A 19,956-nucleotide genomic window follows, 5' to 3' on the forward strand; every position below is an offset into this window, starting at 1 on the left:
GATGGGCTGCAGCGCAGCCTTCAAAGCCTCAGACCGCCACCGTCAGCGTTTGATCAACGAGATTTTCGTCCCTTCGCTACGCACCCCGGCCTGCAAGCCCCAGGAGCCGGTGACCGAGTTGTACACCTCAGCCTAAGCGCAATGGACCAAGCGCTCTGTTCGCTAGCGTACAGACCCGCCACCGCCACCGCGGCACACTGCAGCTGTCAGCCTCAGCCCATACAAGGACATCATGGACAAGCCCTGGCCCCGTGCCCTGATGCTGCTCAAGCGCCTTTCATGGCGATCCGCACCGCGTACTTTCGGCTACGAGGCGCTGTTGCGCGCGGAGCTGCTGAGCGCCGAACAAATGGCCAGCCATGGCACCCTGCTCGCCCGCCAGCACCGGCTGGACCCGACGCCCCGTGCCGATGGCCTTTTAGCACGCCTGGCCGACAATGAACGGGTCCTGGCCAGCAGTTGCGCACGCTTCATCGACGCCCAGCCCAGCAGCCGGCGAGTGACCCCCGCCGCCGAATGGCTACTGGACAACTACTACCTGGTCGAAGCCCATATCCGCCTGGCCAAGACCCACTTGCCCAAAGGCTACAGCCGTCAGTTGCCGCGCCTGGGCAACGGCCCGTCGACCGGCTTGCCGAGGGTCTACGACATCGCCCTGGAAACCATCAGCCACGGTGATGGGCGGGTCGACGACGAAAGCCTGAGCCGCTTCGTCGAGGCCTACCAGAGCGTCACCGCGCTGACCCTGGGCGAGTTGTGGGCGATTCCGATCATGCTGCGCCTGGCCCTGATCGAGAACCTGCGGCGCATCGCTGCGCGGGTCATGGCCAGCTGGGCTGACCGCAACCTGGCCAATGACTGGGCCGACCGTCTCAGCGAAACCGCCGAGCGCGACGCCAAAAGCGTGGTGCTGGTGGTGGCCGACATGGCCCGCTCCGAACCGCCGATGACCGCCGCCTTCGTTGCCGAACTTACCCGCAGGCTGCAGGGCCAGAGCGCAACCCTGATCCAGCCGTTGACCTGGATCGAGCAACTGCTGGCCGAATCCGGCCTGACCATCGAGCGCCTGGTGCACCTGGATGCCCAGCAACAGGCCGCCGACCAGGTGTCGATCAGCAACAGCATTGCCAGCCTGCGGTTGCTCTCGACCAGCGACTGGCGGGCCTTCGTCGAGCGCCTGAGCCACGTCGAGCGCCAGCTGCGCAACGACCCCGCAGGCGCCTACGCGCACATGGACTTCGCCAGCCGCGATCACTACCGCCACGTCATCGAGCGCCTGGCGCGGCATTGCCGGCACAGCGAGGAACAGGTCGCGCAACAGGCCATCGCGCTCGCCCAGCAGCGCGGCCAACCGCCGCCGGCAGCGGATGTCGCCGGGCATGTCGGCTTCTACCTGATCGGCCCGGGCCTTGAGCAACTGGAGCGCCACCTGGGCGCCGGTGTGCCGCTGGCCCAACGCTGGCAGCGGCTGTTGCACCGCGCGCCGCTGGCGTTTTTTTTAACCCCGGTAGCGCTGCTGTCGCTGGGCTTTGCCTGGCCCTTTCTGCTCGACGGCCATCGGGCCGGTTGGCCCGGTTGGGGCCTGGCACTGCTGGCCGTGGCGCTGCTGCTGATGACCAGCCGCCTGGCCATCGGCCTGATCAACTGGCTGGTGACCCTCACTGTTGCGCCGTGCCAGCTGCCGCGCCTGGACTACCGCGAAGGGCTGCCGGCCGAGGCCCGCACCCTGGTGGTGGTGCCGACGCTGATGGCCAGCAGTGCCGATGTCGAGGAACTGGTCGAAGGGCTTGAGGTGCGTTTTCTCGCCAACCGCGACGAGCAGCTGTACTTCGCCCTGCTCACCGACTTCATGGATAGCCCGGTCGAGGTGCAGGAGCAGGACGCCGGCCTGCTGACCGAGGCCAGCGAGCGCATCAGCGCCTTGAACCGCAAGTACCCGGCGTTGCTTGGCGAGCGGTTTTTGCTGTTGCACCGGCCGCGGCGCTGGAACCCCGCCGAACGCGCCTGGATGGGTTACGAGCGCAAGCGCGGCAAGCTGGCCGAGCTCAATGCGCTGCTGCGCGGGCACGGCGTTGAGCGCTTTGCGCTGATCGTCGGCGATATCGCGGCGTTGCCAGGAGTGCGCTATGTCATCACCCTGGACACCGACACTCAGTTGCCCCGCGATGCTGCTCGCCAGTTCATCGGCGCCATGCAGCACCCGCTCAATCAGCCACACTTCGACGTCCAGGGGCGGATCCATCGCGGCTACGCCATATTGCAACCGCGGGTCGGCATCAGCCTGCCCAGCGCCGCCCGTTCGCGCTATGCGCGGCTGTTCGGCAGCGATGCCGGGGTCGACCCGTACACCCGCGCGGTGTCCGATGTGTATCAGGACCTGTTCCTGCACGGCTCGTTCATCGGCAAAGGCATTTACGCGGTCGATGCCTTCGAACAAGCGCTGGACGGCCGCTTTGCCGAGAACCGCATCCTCAGCCATGACCTGATCGAAGGCTGTTACGCCCATTCCGGGCTACTCAGCGACGTGCAATTGTTCGAGGAATACCCGGCCCGCTACAGCGCCGACGTCAAGCGCCGGCACCGCTGGATTCGCGGCGACTGGCAACTGCTGCCGTGGCTGCTGCCCTGGGCGCCGTGCTGTAGCGGCTTGCAAAGCAATCACCTCAGCGCCCTGGCGCGCTGGAAGCTGTTCGACAACCTGCGCCGCAGCCTGGAGCCGGCGGCGTTCCTCGGTGTGCTGCTGTGCGCCTGGTTGATTGCCCCGCAACCGGGGCTGTGGACCCTGGCCGTGGTCGCCCTGCTGCTGACTCAGCCGCTGCTGGACAGCTTGCTCGCGCTGCTGGGCAAAACCACCGACGTGCCGCTGGCCGAGCACCTGCTGGCGGTGCTGCACGGCGCCGCCCAGCACGGCATACGCGCCACTTTCAACCTGGCCTGGTTGCCGTTCGAGGCCCATTACAGCCTGGATGCGATTGCCCGCACGCTGTGGCGCATGCTGGTGAGCAAACGGCGCTTGTTGCAATGGAGCCCGTCGCGGGAGGTCGAGCGCACCAGCGTCAACAGCCTGGCGGGGCTGTATCGCACCCTGTGGGTCGCGCCGGTACTGGCCCTGGCGCTGATCGCCGTGCTGGCGCCAACGCCGGGCCTGCTCGCCCTCGCCGCACCGTTTTTGCTGCTGTGGCTGGCTGGCCCGGCCCTGGCCTGGTGGGTCAGCCGCGCCGACAGCGGCGCCAGCCAGGCCATCTCGCTCCAGGGCGTGCAGTTTCTGCGCTTGCTGGCCCGGCGTAACTGGGCTTTTTTCAACCAGTACGTCAATGCCGAAGATCGCTGGCTGCCACCGGACAACATCCAGCAAGCGCCTTACGCCAACGTCGCCCACCGCACCTCGCCGACCAACATGGGCATGGCCCTGCTTGCCCACCTGGCCGCCCATGACTTCGGCTACCTGGGCAGCGCGCGCCTGCTGCAGCGCCTGGCAGCGATGCTACAGAGCATGCACAGCCTGGAGCGTCACCAGCAGCACTTTTACAACTGGTACGACACCCGCAGCGGCTTGGCGCTGCACCCCCTGTATGTATCGACGGTGGACAGCGGCAACCTCGCCGGCCTGCTGCTGACCTTGCGCCCCGGCTTGCTGGCCCTGGGCGATGCGCCGCTGCTCGATGGGCGCCTGCGCCAGGGGCTGTTGGACAGCCTCGATGTGCTGCTGCAAGCCTACAAGGCAGCGGGCATTGCCGATGAGCAATGGCAGGTGCTGCGCGCCGAGCTCGAGATCAACCAAGCACCGCAGCAACTGCCGGCGCTGCTGCAACAGCTGCTCGACTGCCCGCTGTCGCCAGCCGAGCCCAGCGGCGATTGCGCCTTCTGGCGCGCTGCGCTGCAGGAGCACTGCCAGGACCTGCTCGATGAATTGCGCGCCTTCGAGCTGCCTGCTGGCGACGACCCGGCAGCGCAGCTACCGCTAAGCTGGCGGCAACTGGCGCAGCTCGACGCCCAGCGCTGGCCGGCAGCCGAGCGCGCGCGGGTTAATGCCGTGCGCAACCTCGCTCGCGAGCGTATCGGCAGCGCGGCGCACCTGGCCGAACAGGCTGGCGCCCTGGCCAACATGGATTTCCGCTTTCTCTACGATCTGCAGCGCGACCTTTTCGTGATCGGCTACAACGTCGACGAACAACGCCTGGACAGCGCCTTCTACGACCTGCTGGCCTCGGAAATGCGCCTGACCAACTTCGTCGTCATTGCCCAGGGCCAGGTGCCTCAGGACAGCTGGTTCGCCCTTGGCCGCCTGCTCACCAGCAATGCCGGTGAGCCGGTATTGTTGTCGTGGTCGGGGTCGATGTTCGAGTACCTGATGCCGATGCTGGTGATGCCCTCCTACCCGGGCACGCTGCTGGAGCAGTCCTGCCGCGCGGCGGTCAACCGGCAGATCGCCTACGGCAACCAGCTGGGCATCCCCTGGGGGGTGTCGGAGTCGGCCTACAACAGCCTCGATACCCACTTCAACTACCAGTACCGGGCCTTCGGCGTGCCCGGCCTGGGTCTGAAGCGCGGCTTGGGCGAAGACCGGGTGGTGGCGCCCTATGCCAGTGCCCTGGCGCTGCTGGTGGCGCCCGCGGCGGCCTGCGCCAACCTCCAGCGCCTGGCCGCACAGGGGGTTGCCGGGCGCTTCGGGCTTTATGAGGCGGTGGACTACAGCGAAGCACGGCTGCCGCCCGGGCAGGAGGCGGTGGTGATCAAGTCGTTCATGGCCCACCACCAGGGCATGAGCCTGCTTGCCCTGACCTCATTGCTGCTCGATCGCCCGATGCAGCGGCGTTTCGAGTCCGACCCGCAGTTCCAGGCCAGCGCTCTGCTGCTGCAGGAGCGCGTGCCGAAGACTGCCGCCGCCTACCTGCACGCCGCCCAGGCCCCGGTCAGCGAAGACGCCAGCGCAGGCGAGCAACAGTTGCGGGTGTTCACCGAGCCCAACCGGCGCTGCCCGGCCGTGCAACTGCTGTCCAACGGCCGTTACCACGTGATGGTCAACAACGCCGGCGCCGGTTACAGCCGTTGCAACGACCTGGCCGTGACCCGCTGGCACGAGGATATCGCCAGCGATAGCCTGGGCATCTTCTGCTACCTGCGCGATGTTGCCAGCGGTGCGTTCTGGTCCACGGCGCACCAGCCGACCCTGTACCGGCCACAAAGCCAGGAGGCGATCTTCAGTGACGCGCGGGCCGAATTTCGCCTGCGCGAACGCGACATCGACTGCCACACTGAAATCATCGTCTCGCCCGAGGACGATGTCGAACTGCGCCGCCTGCACCTGACCAACCATGGCCGCCAGCGCCGCCAACTGGAGCTGACCAGCTACGCCGAGGTGGTGCTGGCCCCGGCGATCAGCGATGCCCTGCACCCGGCGTTCAGCAAGCTGTTCGTGCAGACCGAGCTGCTGCGCCCGCTGCAGGCCATTGTCTGTAGCCGCCGGCCACGTTCGCAGCAAGAACCGGTGCCATGGCTGTGCCACCTGCTGGCCGCCCATGGTGTGGACATCGAAGCGCTCTCGTACGAAACCGACCGTGCCCGCTTCATCGGCCGTGGCCGCACGCTCAAGGCCCCGGCGGCGTTGCTGCCTGAGGTTGAGCGGTTGTCCGACAGCGCCGGGGCGGTGCTCGACCCGATCGTCGCCATTCGCTGCCTGATCAGCCTTGATCCCGGGCAGAGTGCGACCATCGACCTGGTCACCGGCATCGCCCCAAGCCGCGAAAGCTGCCTGCAGCAGATCCACAAGTACCGCGACCGGCACCTGGCAGACCGGGTCTTTGACCTGGCCTGGACCCACAGCCAGGTGCTGCTGCGCCAGCTCAACGCGTCCCTGGCCGATGCGCGGCTGTTCGAGCAGATGGCCGCCTCGGTGATCTATGCCAACCCGTCGCTGCGCAGCGAAAGCGCAGTGCTGACAAGCAATCGGCGTAACCAGTCCGGGCTCTGGGGCCAGGCGATTTCCGGCGACCTGCCGATCGTGCTGGTGCAAATCAGCGACCCGGCCAACATCGAACTGGTGCGCCAGATGGTCCAAGCCCATGCCTACTGGCGGCAGAAAGGCCTGAGCCTGGACCTGGTGATCTGGAACGAAGACCAGGCCGGCTACCGCCAGCAACTGCAGGAGCTGATCATGGGCCTGGTGACCTCGGGCAGCGAAGCGGCGCTGCTCGACCGCCCGGGCGGGATCTTCGTGCGCCCGGCCCAGCAGTTGTCCAGCGAAGACCGCACGCTGATGCTCAGCGTCGCCCGCCTGGTGCTCAGCGACAGCCGTGGCAGCCTCTCCGAACAGGTACAGCAACGGCGCAGTGAGCACGCCTTGGCGCGCTTCGAAGCCAACCCCGGCAGCCTGGTGCAGGCGCCGGTACGGCCGGGGCCTAGCGTGCAGCCAGGGCTGCTGATGGAAAACCCCTACGGCGGTTTCAGCGCCGATGGCAGCGAGTACATCATCAATCACCGCCCGGGGCAGCCGACGCCGGCGCCCTGGGTCAACGTGCTGGCCAACCCGCAGTTCGGCTCGGTGATCAGCGAAAGCGGTGGCGCCTACACCTTTGGCGACAATGCCCATGAGTTTCGCCTGACGCCCTGGCACAACGACCCGGTCAGCGACCCCAGCGGCGAGGCCCTGTACCTGCGCGACGAAGACAGCGGCCGCTACTGGTCGCCAACCCCGCAGCCGTGCCCTGGCCAGGGCAGCTACCGCACCCGCCACGGCTTTGGCTACAGCGTCTTCGAGCATGACGAGGACGGCCTGCACAGCGAGCTGTGGGTGTTCGTCGCCCTCGATGCGCCGGTGAAGTTCTCGTGCCTGAAGCTGCGCAACACCTCGGGCCGGCCGCGCCGGTTGTCGGTAACCAGCTATGTGGAATGGGTGCTGGGCGACCTGCGCAGCAAGACGGCCATGCACGTGGTCAGTGAGGCCGACCCGTTCAGTGGCGCGCTGTTTGCGCGCAATGCCTACTCCATCGAGTTTTCCGCGCGGGTGGCGTTCCTCGACAGCGACCTGGCCGACCGCAGCCTCAGTTGCGACCGCCTGGAGTTCATTGGTCGCAACGGCAATCTTGGCGCGCCGGCAGCCATGGGCCGGGCGCGGCTCTCCGGGCGCAGCGGCGGTGGCCTGGACCCTTGCGCAGCGCTGCAGGTGGCGCTGGAACTGGCCGACGGTGAAAGCCAGGAAGTAGTGTTCCGCCTCGGCGCCGAGCACGACGCCACCGCCGCCACCCGCCGGGTGCAGCAGTACCGTGGGCTGCGCGCGGCGGCGATCGAGCTGGAACGGGTGCGCGCGCACTGGCGCGAAGTCCTCGGCGCCATCCGCATCGAAACCCCGGAGCCGGCCCTGAATGTACTGGTCAATGGCTGGTTGATGTACCAGGTGATTGCCTGCCGCTTCTGGGCGCGCAGTGGTTTTTACCAGTCCGGTGGCGCCTTCGGGTTCCGCGACCAGTTGCAGGACAGCATGGCGATGATCCACGCCGACCCGGCCGCGGCGCGCCAGCACCTGCTGCTGTGTGCCAGCCATCAGTACCGCGAAGGCGACGTCCAGCATTGGTGGCACCCGCCGCTGCAGCGCGGCGTGCGCACCCGTTGCGCCGACGACATGCTCTGGCTGCCCCTGGCCACCAGCCGCTATGTGCAGGTGACCGGCGACCTCGGCGTGCTCGATGAACAGGTCGGCTATATCGAAGGCCGCGCGCTGAACCCTGGCGAGGAGTCCTACTACGACCTGCCGAACCGTTCGGCACTCACCGAGAACCTCTACCAGCATTGCCAGCGGGCGCTGCAACACGGCCTGCAGTGCGGCGTGCATGGCCTGCCGCTGATGGGCAGCGGCGACTGGAACGACGGCATGAACCGCGTCGGCGAACAGGGCCTGGGCGAAAGTGTGTGGCTGGGCTTTTTCGGCGTCGAGGTGCTGCAGCAGTTCGCCCGCACCGCCCAGCGCCAGGGTGACGGCCCGTTCGCCGAGGACTGCAACAGGCGCGCCGCCACCCTGCGTGGCAATCTCCAAGCCCATGGCTGGGACGGCGGTTGGTACCGCCGCGCCTATTTCGATGACGGCCAGGTGCTGGGTTCGGCGAGCAATGAAGAATGCCGCATCGACTCCATCGCCCAGAGCTGGGCAGTGCTCTCGGGCGCCGCCGCCCCTGAACGGGGCCGCCTGGCCATGGAGGCGCTGGACCGTTACCTGGTGCGCCGCGACATCGGTATCGTCAAGCTGCTTGATCCACCCTTTGACCAGGGCAGCCTGGACCCTGGCTACATCAAGGGTTACGTGCCCGGCGTGCGTGAGAACGGCGGCCAGTACAGCCATGCCGCCGTCTGGGCGAGCATGGCCTTTGCCCGCCTGGGCGACGGCGCCAGGGCCTGGGAACTGCTGCGCCTGATCAACCCGTTGCGCCAGGGCAGCGCCGAGCGTATCGACACCTACAAGGTCGAGCCGTACGTGATGGCCGCCGATGTCTATGGCGCGCCGCCCCATGCCGGGCGCGGCGGCTGGAGCTGGTACACCGGCGCCGCCGGCTGGATGTACCGGCTGATCGTCGAGTCACTGCTGGGCTTGCAGCGCAGCGGCGAGACCTTGAGCCTGCAACCGCTGCTGCCGGCCGAATGGCCGGGCTACGTGCTGCACTATCGCTATGGCGCCAGCCGCTACCGCATCGAGGTGCGCCATGCGGGCGCGGGCGCGTTGAGCCTGAGCCTGGATGGCCAGCCCCTGGCCGACGGCGTGGTCAGGCTCGTGGATGACGGTCAAACCCACCAGATCAGCGCGCATTGCCTGCCGGCCACTGCCAGCCTCCCCTAGCCTGCGCGGATAGGAGTACCCTGAGGCCAGACAGCTCTCGTCTGCCATCGGTGGCTCCGTATGCCCGCATCACCCAAGCCACAGGTCAGGCCACAGGACAATCACCTGCTGGCGGCCCTGCCGACAACCGCGCTGGAGCGCCTGCTGGTGCACCTGGAACTGATCGCCCTGCCGCTGGGCAAGGTGCTTTATGAGTCTGGCGATGCCTTGCGTCACGTCTACTTCCCGACCAACGCCATCGTCTCGCTGCTGTACGTGATGGAAAACGGCGCCTCGGCGGAGATCTCCGTGGTCGGTAACGAAGGCCTGATCGGCGTTGCCGTATTCATGGGCGGCGAAAGCACCCCGAGCCGCGCCATCGTGCAGAGCGCCGGCCACGCCTACCGCCTGCCCGGCCAGCGCCTGAAAGACGAATTCAACCGCCACGGCGAGCTGCTGGTGCTGATGCTGCGCTACACCCAGGCGCTGATCACGCAGATGGCGCAGACCGCGGTGTGCAATCGTCATCACTCGATTGACCAGCAACTGTGCCGCTGGCTGCTGTTGTCGCTGGATCGGCTCAAAGGCAACCAGCTGACCATGACCCAGGAGCTGATCGCCAACATGCTCGGGGTGCGCCGCGAAGGCGTCACCGATGCCGCCGGCAAGCTGCAGCGCCTGGGCGTGATCGAGTACAGCCGCGGGCATATCAAGGTCCTTGATCGGGCGCGCCTGGAGCAGTTGAGTTGCGAGTGCTACGCGGTGGTCAGAAAGGAAACCGAGCGCCTGCTGCCGTATCTGCCGACCCGGCCGCAGGCGTGAACCCGGCGCGGAGTACATTTGTACTCCACTAGTGGAACGGGAAGATATAGTTCATCCACGCCGCCATGCGCAGGAGGATCTTGCGCATGGTGGCGATGTGCGGAAAGTGCTTGCTGTACAGCGCCGCCTGGCCATAGGCACCACCGGGCATCTGCGCGCTGTACTGGGCGTACGCCGGGTCGTCGATTTCAATGATGACCGGCACCCGCCCGGGTGGCGGTGAACCGGTGTAGCCGATCAGGGTGCCGGACGGCTGCACCTGGCCCTCGGCGATCACCGCGATGACGTTCTTGACCTTGCCATGAAAGACCTTGCCCGGAATGCCGTCGAAGGCCACTTCCGCCTCATCCCCGGGCACCAGGCGCAGCAGGCTGTTCTGGCGCATCCAGGCAGCAAAGTACTGGCCTTCCTGGGGAATGAACACCATCGATGGGCGCAGCGGCAAGGCACTCGCGCGCATCCCGGTGCGCAGCGACACATGGGTGACGTAACCCTTGCTCGGCGCCCGCACCACGGTGCTATCGAGTTCGAACTGGGCGTTGTCCAGTTGCGCCTGCAGGTCATCGACCTGGGCGATGGCCGCTTCCTGCTCGCGGCGGGTACCGAAGTTGCGCTTGATCAGTTCGTTGATGCGGTACAGATCGCCCCGCGCCGCAACGATCTGCGCCTTGAGCGAGCGCACCCGGTACTCGAACGGCGCCGGATCGATGCGAAACAGCACATCGCCCTTCTCCAGCGGCTGGTTGCCTTTGACCGGCACCTCGATCACCTGGCCGGTAACCGCCGGGATCACCGGCACCGAGACGAAGTAGGAACGCGCCACTTCCGAATACGGGTGGTTGTAGTTCATGGTGAAGATCAGCGCGCCGATCATCACGATGCCACCCAGCACCGCCGTGGGCACTGTCCACTTGTTCAGGGGGATGCGAAACAGCTTGAAGATCGCCACGCAAATGGCCGCGTAAGTGAGGATCAGCAGCAAGTCCATGCTCAGAGCCCTCCGTTGCCATCGTCGTGGCCGGGCGCAGGCTCGGCGGGAGCCACGCCTTCGAGGCGGGCGATGCGTTGCTGCAGTTCGGCGACCTGTTGTTCAAGGCGCACCACGTGGTTTTGCGGCGACTTGCCATCGCGAAAGCCCCAACCGCGATCTTCGCGGTAGAGCATTGCCCAGATCCACAGGAACGGCCACAGCGCATGCAGGGTGAACAAGCTGACCCAGCCGGTGGCGTGGATCGCATCCTGGTGCGGGTGGTTGCGGTGTACGGCGATTTCATAGGGAATGTCGTGCAGGACGATGATCCCGTAGAACAGCACCAGGCCGACAAAAATCAAAATACCCAACGCGAAGTAATCAAGCATGTTCGCTTTCCACCGCAGCCAGGGGGTCCGTGCCAGCAGTGTAGTTCACCTGTAGTGTTTTCAAGGCCGTGTTGACCGTTGGTCGCGCCAGCCGGCGTGGGCAGAGCACGCTGATCTAGGCTCAGTTCACGCTCGACAGGAGGCCGCTCCATGTCATTGGCTGAAGAACAGAAAATCGCCCGCAGAAGAGAAACGCTGCTGTTCCTGTTTCTGATCGTCTGCCTGTTCCCCTTGATGTCGGTCGCCATCGTTGGCGGCTACGGTTTTCTCGTCTGGTTTTTCCAGTTGCTGTATGGCCCACCCGGCCCTCCCAACGGCTAGCCGAGACTGCCGGAGCCCGCCCATGGACGACGTTCTGCACATTGCCAGCCTGGTGGTACATGCCCGCCCCGAACTGTTCGAGGCGGTGAAGGCCAACCTGCTGCTGCTCGACAACCTCGAACTGCATCAGCACAGCCCCGCCGGCAAGCTGGTGGTGGTGCTCGAAGCCCACCATGAACAGCAGATCCTGCAGCGCATCGAGCAGATCAACAACCTGCCCGGGGTGCTCAATGCCGCGCTGATTTACCACGAACTCCTCGCCCCAGAAGGAGACTCACCATGAGCATGACCCGCCGTGAATTTGCCAAGGCCCAGGCCGCCGCCATTGCCGCCGCCGCGGCGGGCCTGCCGATCTTCACCAGCGCCAGCAACCTGGTGACCGAAGCCGACCTGGTGACCCTGAACTGGAACAAGGCGCCCTGCCGCTTTTGCGGCACCGGTTGCAGCGTCATGGTGGCGACGCGCGACAACCGCGTGGTGGCCACCCACGGCGACGTCAAAGCCGAGGTCAATCGCGGCCTGAACTGCGTCAAAGGCTATTTTCTGTCGAAAATCATGTACGGCAATGACCGCCTGACCCAACCGCTGCTGCGCATGCGCAACGGCCAGTACCACAAGCAGGGCGAATTCCAGCCGATCAGCTGGGAAAAAGCCTTCGACATCATGGCCGAAAAGTACAAGCAAGCGCTGCACAACAAAGGCCCGGAATCGATCGGCATGTTTGGCTCCGGGCAATGGACGGTGTGGGAAGGCTACGCCGCCAACAAACTGATGAAGGCCGGCTTTCGCAGCAACAACATCGACCCCAACGCCCGCCACTGCATGGCTTCGGCGGTGATGGGCTTCATGCGCACCTTCGGCATGGATGAACCCATGGGCTGCTACGACGACATCGAGGCCACCGATGCCTTTGTGCTGTGGGGCTCGAACATGGCCGAAATGCACCCGATCCTCTGGAGCCGGGTCACCGACCGGCGCCTGAGCCAGCCGCAGGTCAAGGTTGCGGTGCTGTCGACCTTCGAACACCGCAGCTTCGACCTGGCCGACATTCCCATGGTGTTCAAGCCGCAAACCGACCTGCTGATCCTCAACTACATCGCCAACCACATCATCGAAAGCGGCGCGGTGAACAAGGACTTCATCAGCAAGCACACACGCTTCGCCCTCGGCGCCGATGACATCGGCTACGGCCTGCGCGCCGACGATCCACGCGAAGCCAAGGCCAGGAACGCCGACAAGGCCAACACCTGGAGCGACATCGATTTCGAGCAGTTCGCCGCCTTTGTGCGGCCCTACACCCTTGAGCGCGCAGCCACCGAATCGGGCGTGCCGCAAGAGCGCCTCAAGGCGCTGGCCGAGCTGTATGCCGACCCCAAGCGCAAGGTGGTGTCGTTCTGGACCATGGGCTTCAACCAGCATACCCGCGGGGTGTGGGCCAACAACCTGATCTACAACATCCACCTGCTCACCGGCAAGATCAGCGAGCCGGGCAACAGCCCCTTCTCGCTCACCGGCCAGCCCTCGGCCTGTGGCACCGCCCGCGAAGTCGGGACCTTCTCGCACCGCTTGCCGGCCGACCTGGTGGTGACCAACCCCAAGCACCGCGCCAGCGCCGAAAAAATCTGGAAGCTGCCCGCCGGCACTATCCAGGAGAACGTCGGCTTTCATGCCGTGCAACAGAGCCGCATGCTCAAGGACGGGGTGCTCAACGTCTACTGGACCCAGGCCAGCAATAACATGCACGCCGGGCCCAATATCATGCAGGAAGTGCTGCCGGGCTGGCGCAAGCCGGACAATTTCGTGATTGTCTCGGACGTTTACCCCACGGTGTCGGCCCAGGCTGCCGACCTGATCCTGCCCAGCGCCATGTGGGTAGAAAAGGAAGGCGCCTATGGCAATGCCGAGCGCCGCACCCAGTTCTGGCATCAGTTGGTGACCGCCCCGGGCGAAGCACGTTCAGACCTGTGGCAATTGATGGAGTTTTCCAAGCGCTTCACCACCGACGAGGTCTGGCCTGCCGAGTTGCTGGCCAAGGCCCCCGAGTACAAAGGCAAGACCCTGTTCGAAGTGCTGTACAAAAATGGTCAGGTCGACCAGTTCCCGGTCGAGCAGCTGCAAGCCGGCTACCACAACGATGAAGCCAAGGCCTTTGGCTTCTACCCGCAAAAGGGCTTGTTCGAAGAGTACGCACAGTTCGGCCGGGGCCATGGTCACGACCTGGCCGCATTTGATCGCTACCACAGCGAGCGCGGCCTGCGCTGGCCGGTGGTCGACGGCCAGGAAACCCGCTGGCGCTACCGCGAAGGCCTCGACCCGTACGTGGAGAAAGGCAGTGAAGTGCAGTTTTACGGTTACCCGGACAAGAAGGCGATCATCTTCGCCCTGCCCTACGAGCCGCCGGCCGAAGCACCGGATGCCGACTACCCGTTCTGGCTGAGTACCGGCCGGGTGCTGGAGCATTGGCACACCGGGAGCATGACCCAGCGCGTTGAAGAATTGTACAAAGCAGTGCCCGATGCCCTGGTGTACATGCACCCTGACGATGCCAAGGCCCTGAATGCACGGCGCGGCAGTGAAGTGAAACTGATCAGCCGGCGCGGCGAGATTCGCGCGCGCATCGAAACCCGCGGGCGCAACAAGCCACCGCGCGGCCTGGTGTTCGTGCCGTTTTTCGATGCCAACAAGCTGATCAACAAAGTCACCCTGGACGCCACCGACCCGATCTCCAAGCAAACCGATTACAAGAAATGCGCCATACGCATCGAGCTGATCAGCGCGGCCTGAGGAGAACCGTCATGCCCATTCGCAGCCTGCCTTTGCTGCTGTTCGCGGTCATCGGCCTGGTGGTCGCCGCCGAAGTCGACTACCCCCTCGATGCCCCCGGCCCCGATGGCCGGCGCCCGGGCGGCACCCTGACCCAGAGTTTGCCGGCGCCGCCGCTGGCCAACGACGAGAACAAGGACCTCAAGCGCGAACGCAATTACCCCGACCAGCCGCCGACCATCCCCCACACGATTCGCGGCTATCAGGTCGACCTCAACGGCAACAAGTGCCTGTCCTGCCACAGCCGCGCCAACAGTGCGCGCAGCCAGGCGACCATGATCAGCATCACCCACTACATGGACCGCGACGGCCAGGCGTTGGCGGCGGTATCGCCACGGCGCTACTTCTGCACCCAGTGTCATGTGCCGCAAAAAGAGGTGCAGCCACTGGTGGGCAACAGCTTCGAAACCATCGACAAGCTGCTGCAAGACGACGCCAACGCCGCGCAAAAACCCTGAGGAGGCGCCATGCGAGCACTGTTCGGGCTACTCAAGCAATACTGGGGCATTCTCTGGCGGCCCAGTGTCTACTACAGCCTGGGCTTTCTGACCCTCGGCGGGTTCGTCGCCGGGATCATCTTCTGGGGCGGCTTCAACACCGCCCTGGAGGTGACCAACACCGAGAAGTTCTGCACCTCCTGCCATGAGATGCGCGACAACGTCTTTGTCGAACTCAAGGAGACCATTCACTACAGCAACCGCTCCGGGGTACGCGCCAGTTGCCCGGATTGCCATGTACCGCACGAATGGACACACAAGATCGCGCGCAAGATGCAGGCGTCCAAGGAAGTCTGGGGCAAGATTTTCGGCACCATCGACACCCGCGACAAATTCCTCGCGCACCGCCGTGAACTGGCCGAGCACGAATGGGCGCGGCTCAAGGCCAACGATTCGCGCGAATGTCGCAACTGCCACAACTTCGAGTTCATGGATTTCACCCGCCAGAGCAAACGCGCCGCAGCCATGCACTCGACCTCGCTGGCCAGCGGGCAGGCGACCTGTATCGATTGCCACAAGGGCATCGCCCACAAACTGCCGGACATGCGCGGGGTGCCGGGTTGGTAGCCGCTGCACCGGCCTCATCGCGGGTCAAGTCGGGTCGCCGCACCGCCGCTCCTACAGTGGAACTGTGTACACCGGACCTGTGGGAGCGGGCTTGACCCGCGATGAGGCCGGTGCAGCCAACTCCCGCAGTGGGTAAAAAATCCGAAGCCCCGCGCCAGCGCCGACTATATTGAGCTAGTCCCCGCCCGCAGCCAGAGCGCGCGCCATGCTGGATACCCATCAGTTGATCATCTGCGAACATTGCGACTGCGTGTACCAGAAAGTCAGCCTCGGCAAACATCAGAAGGCCCTGTGTCAGTGCTGCGGCGCGGTGCTGCAGCGCTATAACGGCCTGAGCGTGCAGCAACGCCTGGCCCTGAGCGTCACCGCGCTAATCCTCTGGGTGTTCGCCAATTTCTACCCGATCATGAGCATCAGCCTCAAAGGCCTGCACAACAGCGCCACCCTGTGGGACTCGGTGCGGGCCCTGGCCAATGGGCCGATCACCTTTATCGCCCTGGTGGCGGCGATTTCGATCATCATCGCCCCGGTGTTCCAGTTGCTGCTGTTGATCTGGGTGCTCGGCTTTGCCCTGGCCGGCGGCCGCGCCCCGGGCTTCAGCCTGTGCATGCGCTGGCTGGAAACCCTGCGCCCGTGGAGCATGCTCGAAGTCTGCCTGCTCGGCGCCATGGTCGCGGTGTTCAAGCTGGCCGGCATGCTCGATGTGCTGCCGGGCATCGGCCTGCTGGCACTGGCGGCCCTGAGCCTGTTGATTCTGCGCATCGCCGGGCGCGACATCCGCGAGCTCTGGGACGTGCTGCCATGAGCCGCCCACCGCGCGCCGCCGAGCTCAACCTGGTGCTCTGCCATGCCTGCGGCATGGCCTGCGACAACACTCATCAGCCGCACGAATGCGAACGCTGCGGCGCGCCGCTGCATGCGCACAAGCCCGATTCGCTGACCCGCACCTGGGCCTACCTGGTCGCCTCGCTGGTGCTCTATATCCCCGCCAACCTGCTGCCGGTGATGAACACCACGCTGTTCGGCAGCGGCGCCGACAGCACCATCATGAGCGGCGTCATGGAGTTCTGGGAGCATGGCGCCTGGGACATCGCCCTGATCATCTTCATCGCCAGCATCGCCGTGCCGGCGACCAAGTTCGTTGCCCTGGCCCTGCTGCTGATCACCGTGCAGCGCCGCAGCACCTGGGCGCAGACGCAACGGGCGCGCCTGTACCGCTTCGTCGAGCTGATCGGCTACTGGTCGATGCTCGATGTGCTGGTGGTCGCCCTGGTGGCGGCGCTGGTCAAGTTTCAGGCCCTGGGCGATATCGAACCGCGCCCGGGCATTCTGTTCTTCGGCATGGTGGTGGTGCTGACCATGCTTGCGGCAATGAGCTTCGACCCTAGACTGATCTGGCAGCACGACAAGGAGCAGGCCGATGACTGATACCCGCCAAGACAGCCCCCAACCCGGCCAGCCCGGGGTCAAGACCCGGCGCTTCAGCATCTCGCTGGTGTGGATCGTGCCGCTGGTGGCGGTGCTGGTGGGCTTGTCGCTGGTGGTCCATAACGTCATGCAGCAAGGCCCGACCATCGAGATCACCTTCAAGACCGGCCAGGGCCTGGAGGCCAACAAGACCGCGGTCAAGTACCGCAACGTGGTGATCGGCCAGGTCACCGCAGTGGAGTTGAGCAAGGACCAGAAGAGCGTCACCGCCACGGTCAAGCTGGTCAAGCAGGCCGACAATTTTACCCGCGAGGACTCCAAGTTCTGGGTAGTGCGCGCGCGCATCGGCGCCGGCGGCGTGTCGGGCATCGACACCCTGCTGTCCGGCGACTTCATCGGCGCCGATTCCGGCGAATCTCACACCCGCGCCAAGGCCTTCGTCGGCCTCGAATCGCCGCCGCCGATCACCTACGGCGAGCCCGGCAAGCGCTTTTTCCTGCACGCCAGCGACCTCGGCTCGCTGGGGGTCGGTTCGCCGGTCTACTACCGCAAGATCCCGGTCGGCCAGGTGGTCGCCTATAACCTCGACGAGAACGGCAAAGGGGTGAGTATCGAGGTGTTCATCAACTCGCCCAGCGATGCCTTCGTCACCGACAACACGCGGTTCTGGAACGCCAGCGGCGTCGATGTCGAGGTCGGCGCCAACGGCTTTGCCTTTCGTACCGAATCGCTGTCGTCGGTGATTGTCGGCGGCATTGCCTTTCGCGCCCCCGACTACAGCCCCGATGACCAGGTGGCCGCCGAAGACCGCCAGTTCGAACTGTTCGACGACCGCGCCCGGGCCCTGTCGCCGCCGCATGGCAAGGCGCAGTACCTGAGCCTGCGTTTCGACCAGGCGCTGCGCGGCCTCAAGGTCGGAGCGCCGGTGGAGTTCCTCGGCGTCGAGATCGGCTCGGTGGTGTCGGTCAACCTCGATTTCGACGTCGACAAGCGTACCTTCCCGGTCAATGTCGGCATCGTCATCTACCCGCAGCGCCTGGGCCGCGCCCACACCAAGCTGCTCAAGGCGCTGAACCACGACCCCGACGACGAAAAAGCCGCCGCGCAGTTGCTCGGCACCTTCGTCGACAACGGCCTGCGTGCCCAGGCGCGCAGCGGCAACCTGCTCACCGGGCAGTTGTACATCGCCCTGGATTTCGACCCCAAGGCGCCGAAAGTGGTGTTCGACCCGAGCGCCCGGCCGATTACCATCCCCACCGTACCGGGTAGCCTGGAGCAACTGCAGGAGCAGTTCCAGGCCATGGTCGAGAAGCTCAACCGCCTGCCGATCGAGCGCATCGCCAACAACCTCGACGCCAACCTGGTGGAACTGCGCAAGGGCCTGCAGCAGTTCAACAGCCGCACCTTGCCGGGCGTCCAGGGCACCTTGCAGGAGGTCAGCAAGACCCTGCAGTCGGCCAACTCGACCCTGGCCGAGGATTCGCCGCAACGCGAGCAACTGACCCAGACCCTCGACGAGCTGGGGCGCATGTCGCGCTCGCTCCGGGAGCTGGCCGACTACCTGGGGCGCAACCCCGAGTCGCTGCTGCGCGGCCGACCCAAGGATGCACCCGCTGACGCATTGAAACCTTCGTCGCGCAACTGACCGCAGGAGCACACCCATGGCGCATGCCTTCAAGATTGCCGTGTTGAGCCTGGCCTTGGTGCTGGCCGCTTGCCGCAGCGACCCGATCCACTACCACACGCTGATCCCGCAACAGCCGGCGGCGGCCAGCAGTGCCGATGTGCTCTTGGAGCAGGTCAGCGTGCCGCCGCAGGTCGATCGCCCGCAGGTGGTGATTCGCCAGGGCAACAGCAGCCTGGCGATCCTTGAGACCGAATGGTGGGGCGCAAGCCTCGCCGACGAGCTGCGCAACGCCCTGGTCAACCAGTTCGCCAGCAGCAGCGCCCAGCCACGCCTGGGCCTGCGCGTGGAAGTCCAACGCTTTGACTCGGTGCCTGGGCAGTACGCCCTGTTCGATGCCCGCTGGCGTCTGCGGGCCGCCAACGGCGGCGCGGCGCTCAACTGTCGCAGCGTGATCCAGACCCCGGCCGGGGCCAGCATCGACGCGCTGGTGCTGGCCCACCAGCAGAACCTCAAGCGCTTCACCGAACTGGTCAGCCAGGCGGCCAGCGGCGGCGCCAGTCGCTGCCCAGCGCTGCGCTAAAGCGCCGATTGCCCGCCCAAGGAGACGCCGATGGCCAACAACCGCCCCCTGCACCTGGGCACCGCCCGCGAACTGCTGGATGTGCTGATCCGCGCTGGCCTGATCGCGGTGCTGGTGATGTTCTGCTTCGAGATCTTCCGGCCGTTTTTGAGCCTGATGCTCTGGGCGGTGATCCTGGCGATCACCCTCTACCCGCTCAACCAGCGCCTGGGCAGCTGGCTGGGTGGCCGCCCTGGCTGGGCCGCGGGGGTGCTGGTGATTATCGGCCTGGCCTGCCTGATCGGGCCGTTGAGCCTGCTCGGCACCTCGGTGGCCGACACCGTGCAGCAAGGCATCCACGGCTTTGAGGACCAGCGCATCGAAATCCCGCCGCCGCCGGACAACGTGCGTGACTGGCCGCTGATCGGCGCACCGCTGTACGGTATCTGGGCCCATGCCAGCAGCGACCTGAGCTGGGCGTTGTCGCAGGTGGCCCCGCACCTCAAGGGCGTGAGCAAGACCTTGCTGACGCAACTGGCCGGGATCGGCTCGGGCATCCTGGTGTTCGTGGTTGCCCTGGTGGTCGCCGGGGTGATCATGGCCAAGGGCGACAATGGTCAGCGCACCGCCGAGGCCATTGCCATGCGCATTTCCGGGCCACAGCGCGGCGAGCAACTGGCCGCGCTGTGCACCGCGACCATTCGCGCCGTGGCCCAGGGCGTGGTTGGCATCGCCTTCGTGCAGATGCTGCTGGTGGGCATCGGCCTGGTGGTCATGGGCGTGCCCGCGGCCGGGGTGCTGGCGCTACTGGTGTTGCTGCTGGGCATCACCCAGCTGCCGGTGCTGCTGGTGACCTTGCCGGTGGTGATCTATGTGTTTGCCCATGACGGAGTCAGTGCCAGCACGGTGATCTTCGCCATCTGGACCCTGCTCGCCGGGCTGTGCGACAACGTCCTCAAGCCGCTGCTGCTGGGCCGCGGGGTTGCCGTGCCGATGCCGGTAGTGCTGATCGGCGCGCTCGGCGGCATGTTGACCAACGGCATCATCGGCCTGTTCATCGGCCCGGTGGTGCTGGCCGTGGGTTACGAGCTGTTCATGAGCTGGGTGGCGCAGCCGCTGGCCGCCGACAGCCCGGCCGAAGAGCCCTGAG

14 protein-coding genes are annotated in these 19,956 nt (G+C 65.8%); 12 read left to right on the top strand and 2 right to left on the bottom strand.

Features of this window, described 5'->3' with window-relative positions:
• Positions 1-232: 232 nt before the first annotated feature.
• Together BLR26_RS17415 and BLR26_RS17420 are read left to right on the top strand one after the other, a co-directional pair.
• On the top strand, positions 233-8,824 hold the full coding sequence (locus BLR26_RS17415) for a glycoside hydrolase family 94 protein (protein ID WP_093383158.1): 8,592 nt from the start codon (positions 233-235) through the stop codon (positions 8,822-8,824).
• A 60-nt stretch (positions 8,825-8,884) separates the two neighbouring features.
• The gene (locus BLR26_RS17420; protein WP_093383161.1) at positions 8,885-9,625 is read left to right on the top strand and encodes a Crp/Fnr family transcriptional regulator; all 741 of its coding nucleotides are present in this window, start codon (positions 8,885-8,887) and stop codon (positions 9,623-9,625) included.
• Positions 9,626-9,653: 28 nt separating this feature from the next.
• Here the strand turns inward: BLR26_RS17420 and BLR26_RS17425 are convergent, their stop codons facing one another.
• Together BLR26_RS17425 and BLR26_RS17430 are read right to left on the bottom strand one after the other, a co-directional pair.
• A complete protein-coding gene (locus BLR26_RS17425; protein ID WP_045198850.1) occupies positions 9,654-10,613 on the bottom strand; it encodes an HlyD family secretion protein in 960 nt (319 codons plus the stop codon).
• A gap of 2 nt (positions 10,614-10,615) precedes the next feature.
• The gene (locus BLR26_RS17430; protein WP_093383165.1) at positions 10,616-10,984 is read right to left on the bottom strand and encodes a DUF3302 domain-containing protein; all 369 of its coding nucleotides are present in this window, start codon (positions 10,982-10,984) and stop codon (positions 10,616-10,618) included.
• A gap of 150 nt (positions 10,985-11,134) precedes the next feature.
• Here BLR26_RS17430 and napE point away from each other — a divergent pair, with 150 nt between their 5' ends.
• From napE to BLR26_RS17480, 10 genes are all read left to right on the top strand, one after another.
• The gene (napE, locus tag BLR26_RS17435; RefSeq protein WP_093383168.1) at positions 11,135-11,305 is read left to right on the top strand and encodes a periplasmic nitrate reductase, NapE protein; all 171 of its coding nucleotides are present in this window, start codon (positions 11,135-11,137) and stop codon (positions 11,303-11,305) included.
• 22 nt (positions 11,306-11,327) lie between these two features.
• Positions 11,328-11,588: a chaperone NapD gene (locus BLR26_RS17440; RefSeq protein WP_045198844.1), complete on the top strand. Its 261-nt coding sequence runs from the start codon at positions 11,328-11,330 to the stop codon at positions 11,586-11,588.
• Complete coding sequence (gene napA, locus BLR26_RS17445) at positions 11,585-14,089, top strand: nitrate reductase catalytic subunit NapA (protein ID WP_093383171.1); 2,505 nt, start codon at positions 11,585-11,587, stop codon at positions 14,087-14,089. The genes BLR26_RS17440 and napA overlap by 4 nt, the downstream gene beginning before the upstream one ends.
• 11 nt (positions 14,090-14,100) lie before the next feature.
• The gene (locus BLR26_RS17450) at positions 14,101-14,586 is read left to right on the top strand and encodes a nitrate reductase cytochrome c-type subunit (RefSeq protein ID WP_093383174.1); all 486 of its coding nucleotides are present in this window, start codon (positions 14,101-14,103) and stop codon (positions 14,584-14,586) included.
• 9 nt (positions 14,587-14,595) lie between these two features.
• Positions 14,596-15,192, top strand: coding sequence for a cytochrome c3 family protein (locus BLR26_RS17455; protein ID WP_045198838.1), 597 nt, complete (start codon positions 14,596-14,598; stop codon positions 15,190-15,192).
• Positions 15,193-15,397: 205 nt separating this feature from the next.
• Positions 15,398-15,997 carry a paraquat-inducible protein A gene (locus tag BLR26_RS17460; RefSeq protein WP_093383177.1) on the top strand — a complete coding sequence of 200 codons (600 nt, stop codon included), beginning with the start codon at positions 15,398-15,400 and terminating at the stop codon, positions 15,995-15,997.
• Positions 15,994-16,620 (top strand): paraquat-inducible protein A, encoded by a 627-nt coding sequence (locus BLR26_RS17465; protein ID WP_045198835.1) that lies wholly within the window; start codon positions 15,994-15,996, stop codon positions 16,618-16,620. The genes BLR26_RS17460 and BLR26_RS17465 overlap by 4 nt, the downstream gene beginning before the upstream one ends.
• Positions 16,613-18,265, top strand: a complete 1,653-nt coding sequence (locus BLR26_RS17470) for a PqiB family protein (RefSeq protein WP_093383180.1) — start codon at positions 16,613-16,615, stop codon at positions 18,263-18,265. The genes BLR26_RS17465 and BLR26_RS17470 overlap by 8 nt, the downstream gene beginning before the upstream one ends.
• A 16-nt stretch (positions 18,266-18,281) precedes the next feature.
• Complete coding sequence (locus tag BLR26_RS17475; protein WP_093383183.1) at positions 18,282-18,827, top strand: PqiC family protein; 546 nt, start codon at positions 18,282-18,284, stop codon at positions 18,825-18,827.
• Between the two features lie 30 nt (positions 18,828-18,857).
• Entirely contained in the window at positions 18,858-19,955 is a 1,098-nt protein-coding gene (locus BLR26_RS17480; RefSeq protein WP_093383186.1) for an AI-2E family transporter, read from the top strand.
• Position 19,956 lies beyond the last annotated feature (1 nt).

Origin of the sequence: Pseudomonas sp. UC 17F4 (assembly GCF_900101695.1) — a bacterium.
In the GTDB taxonomy this organism is placed as follows: Bacteria; Pseudomonadota; Gammaproteobacteria; order Pseudomonadales; family Pseudomonadaceae; genus Aquipseudomonas.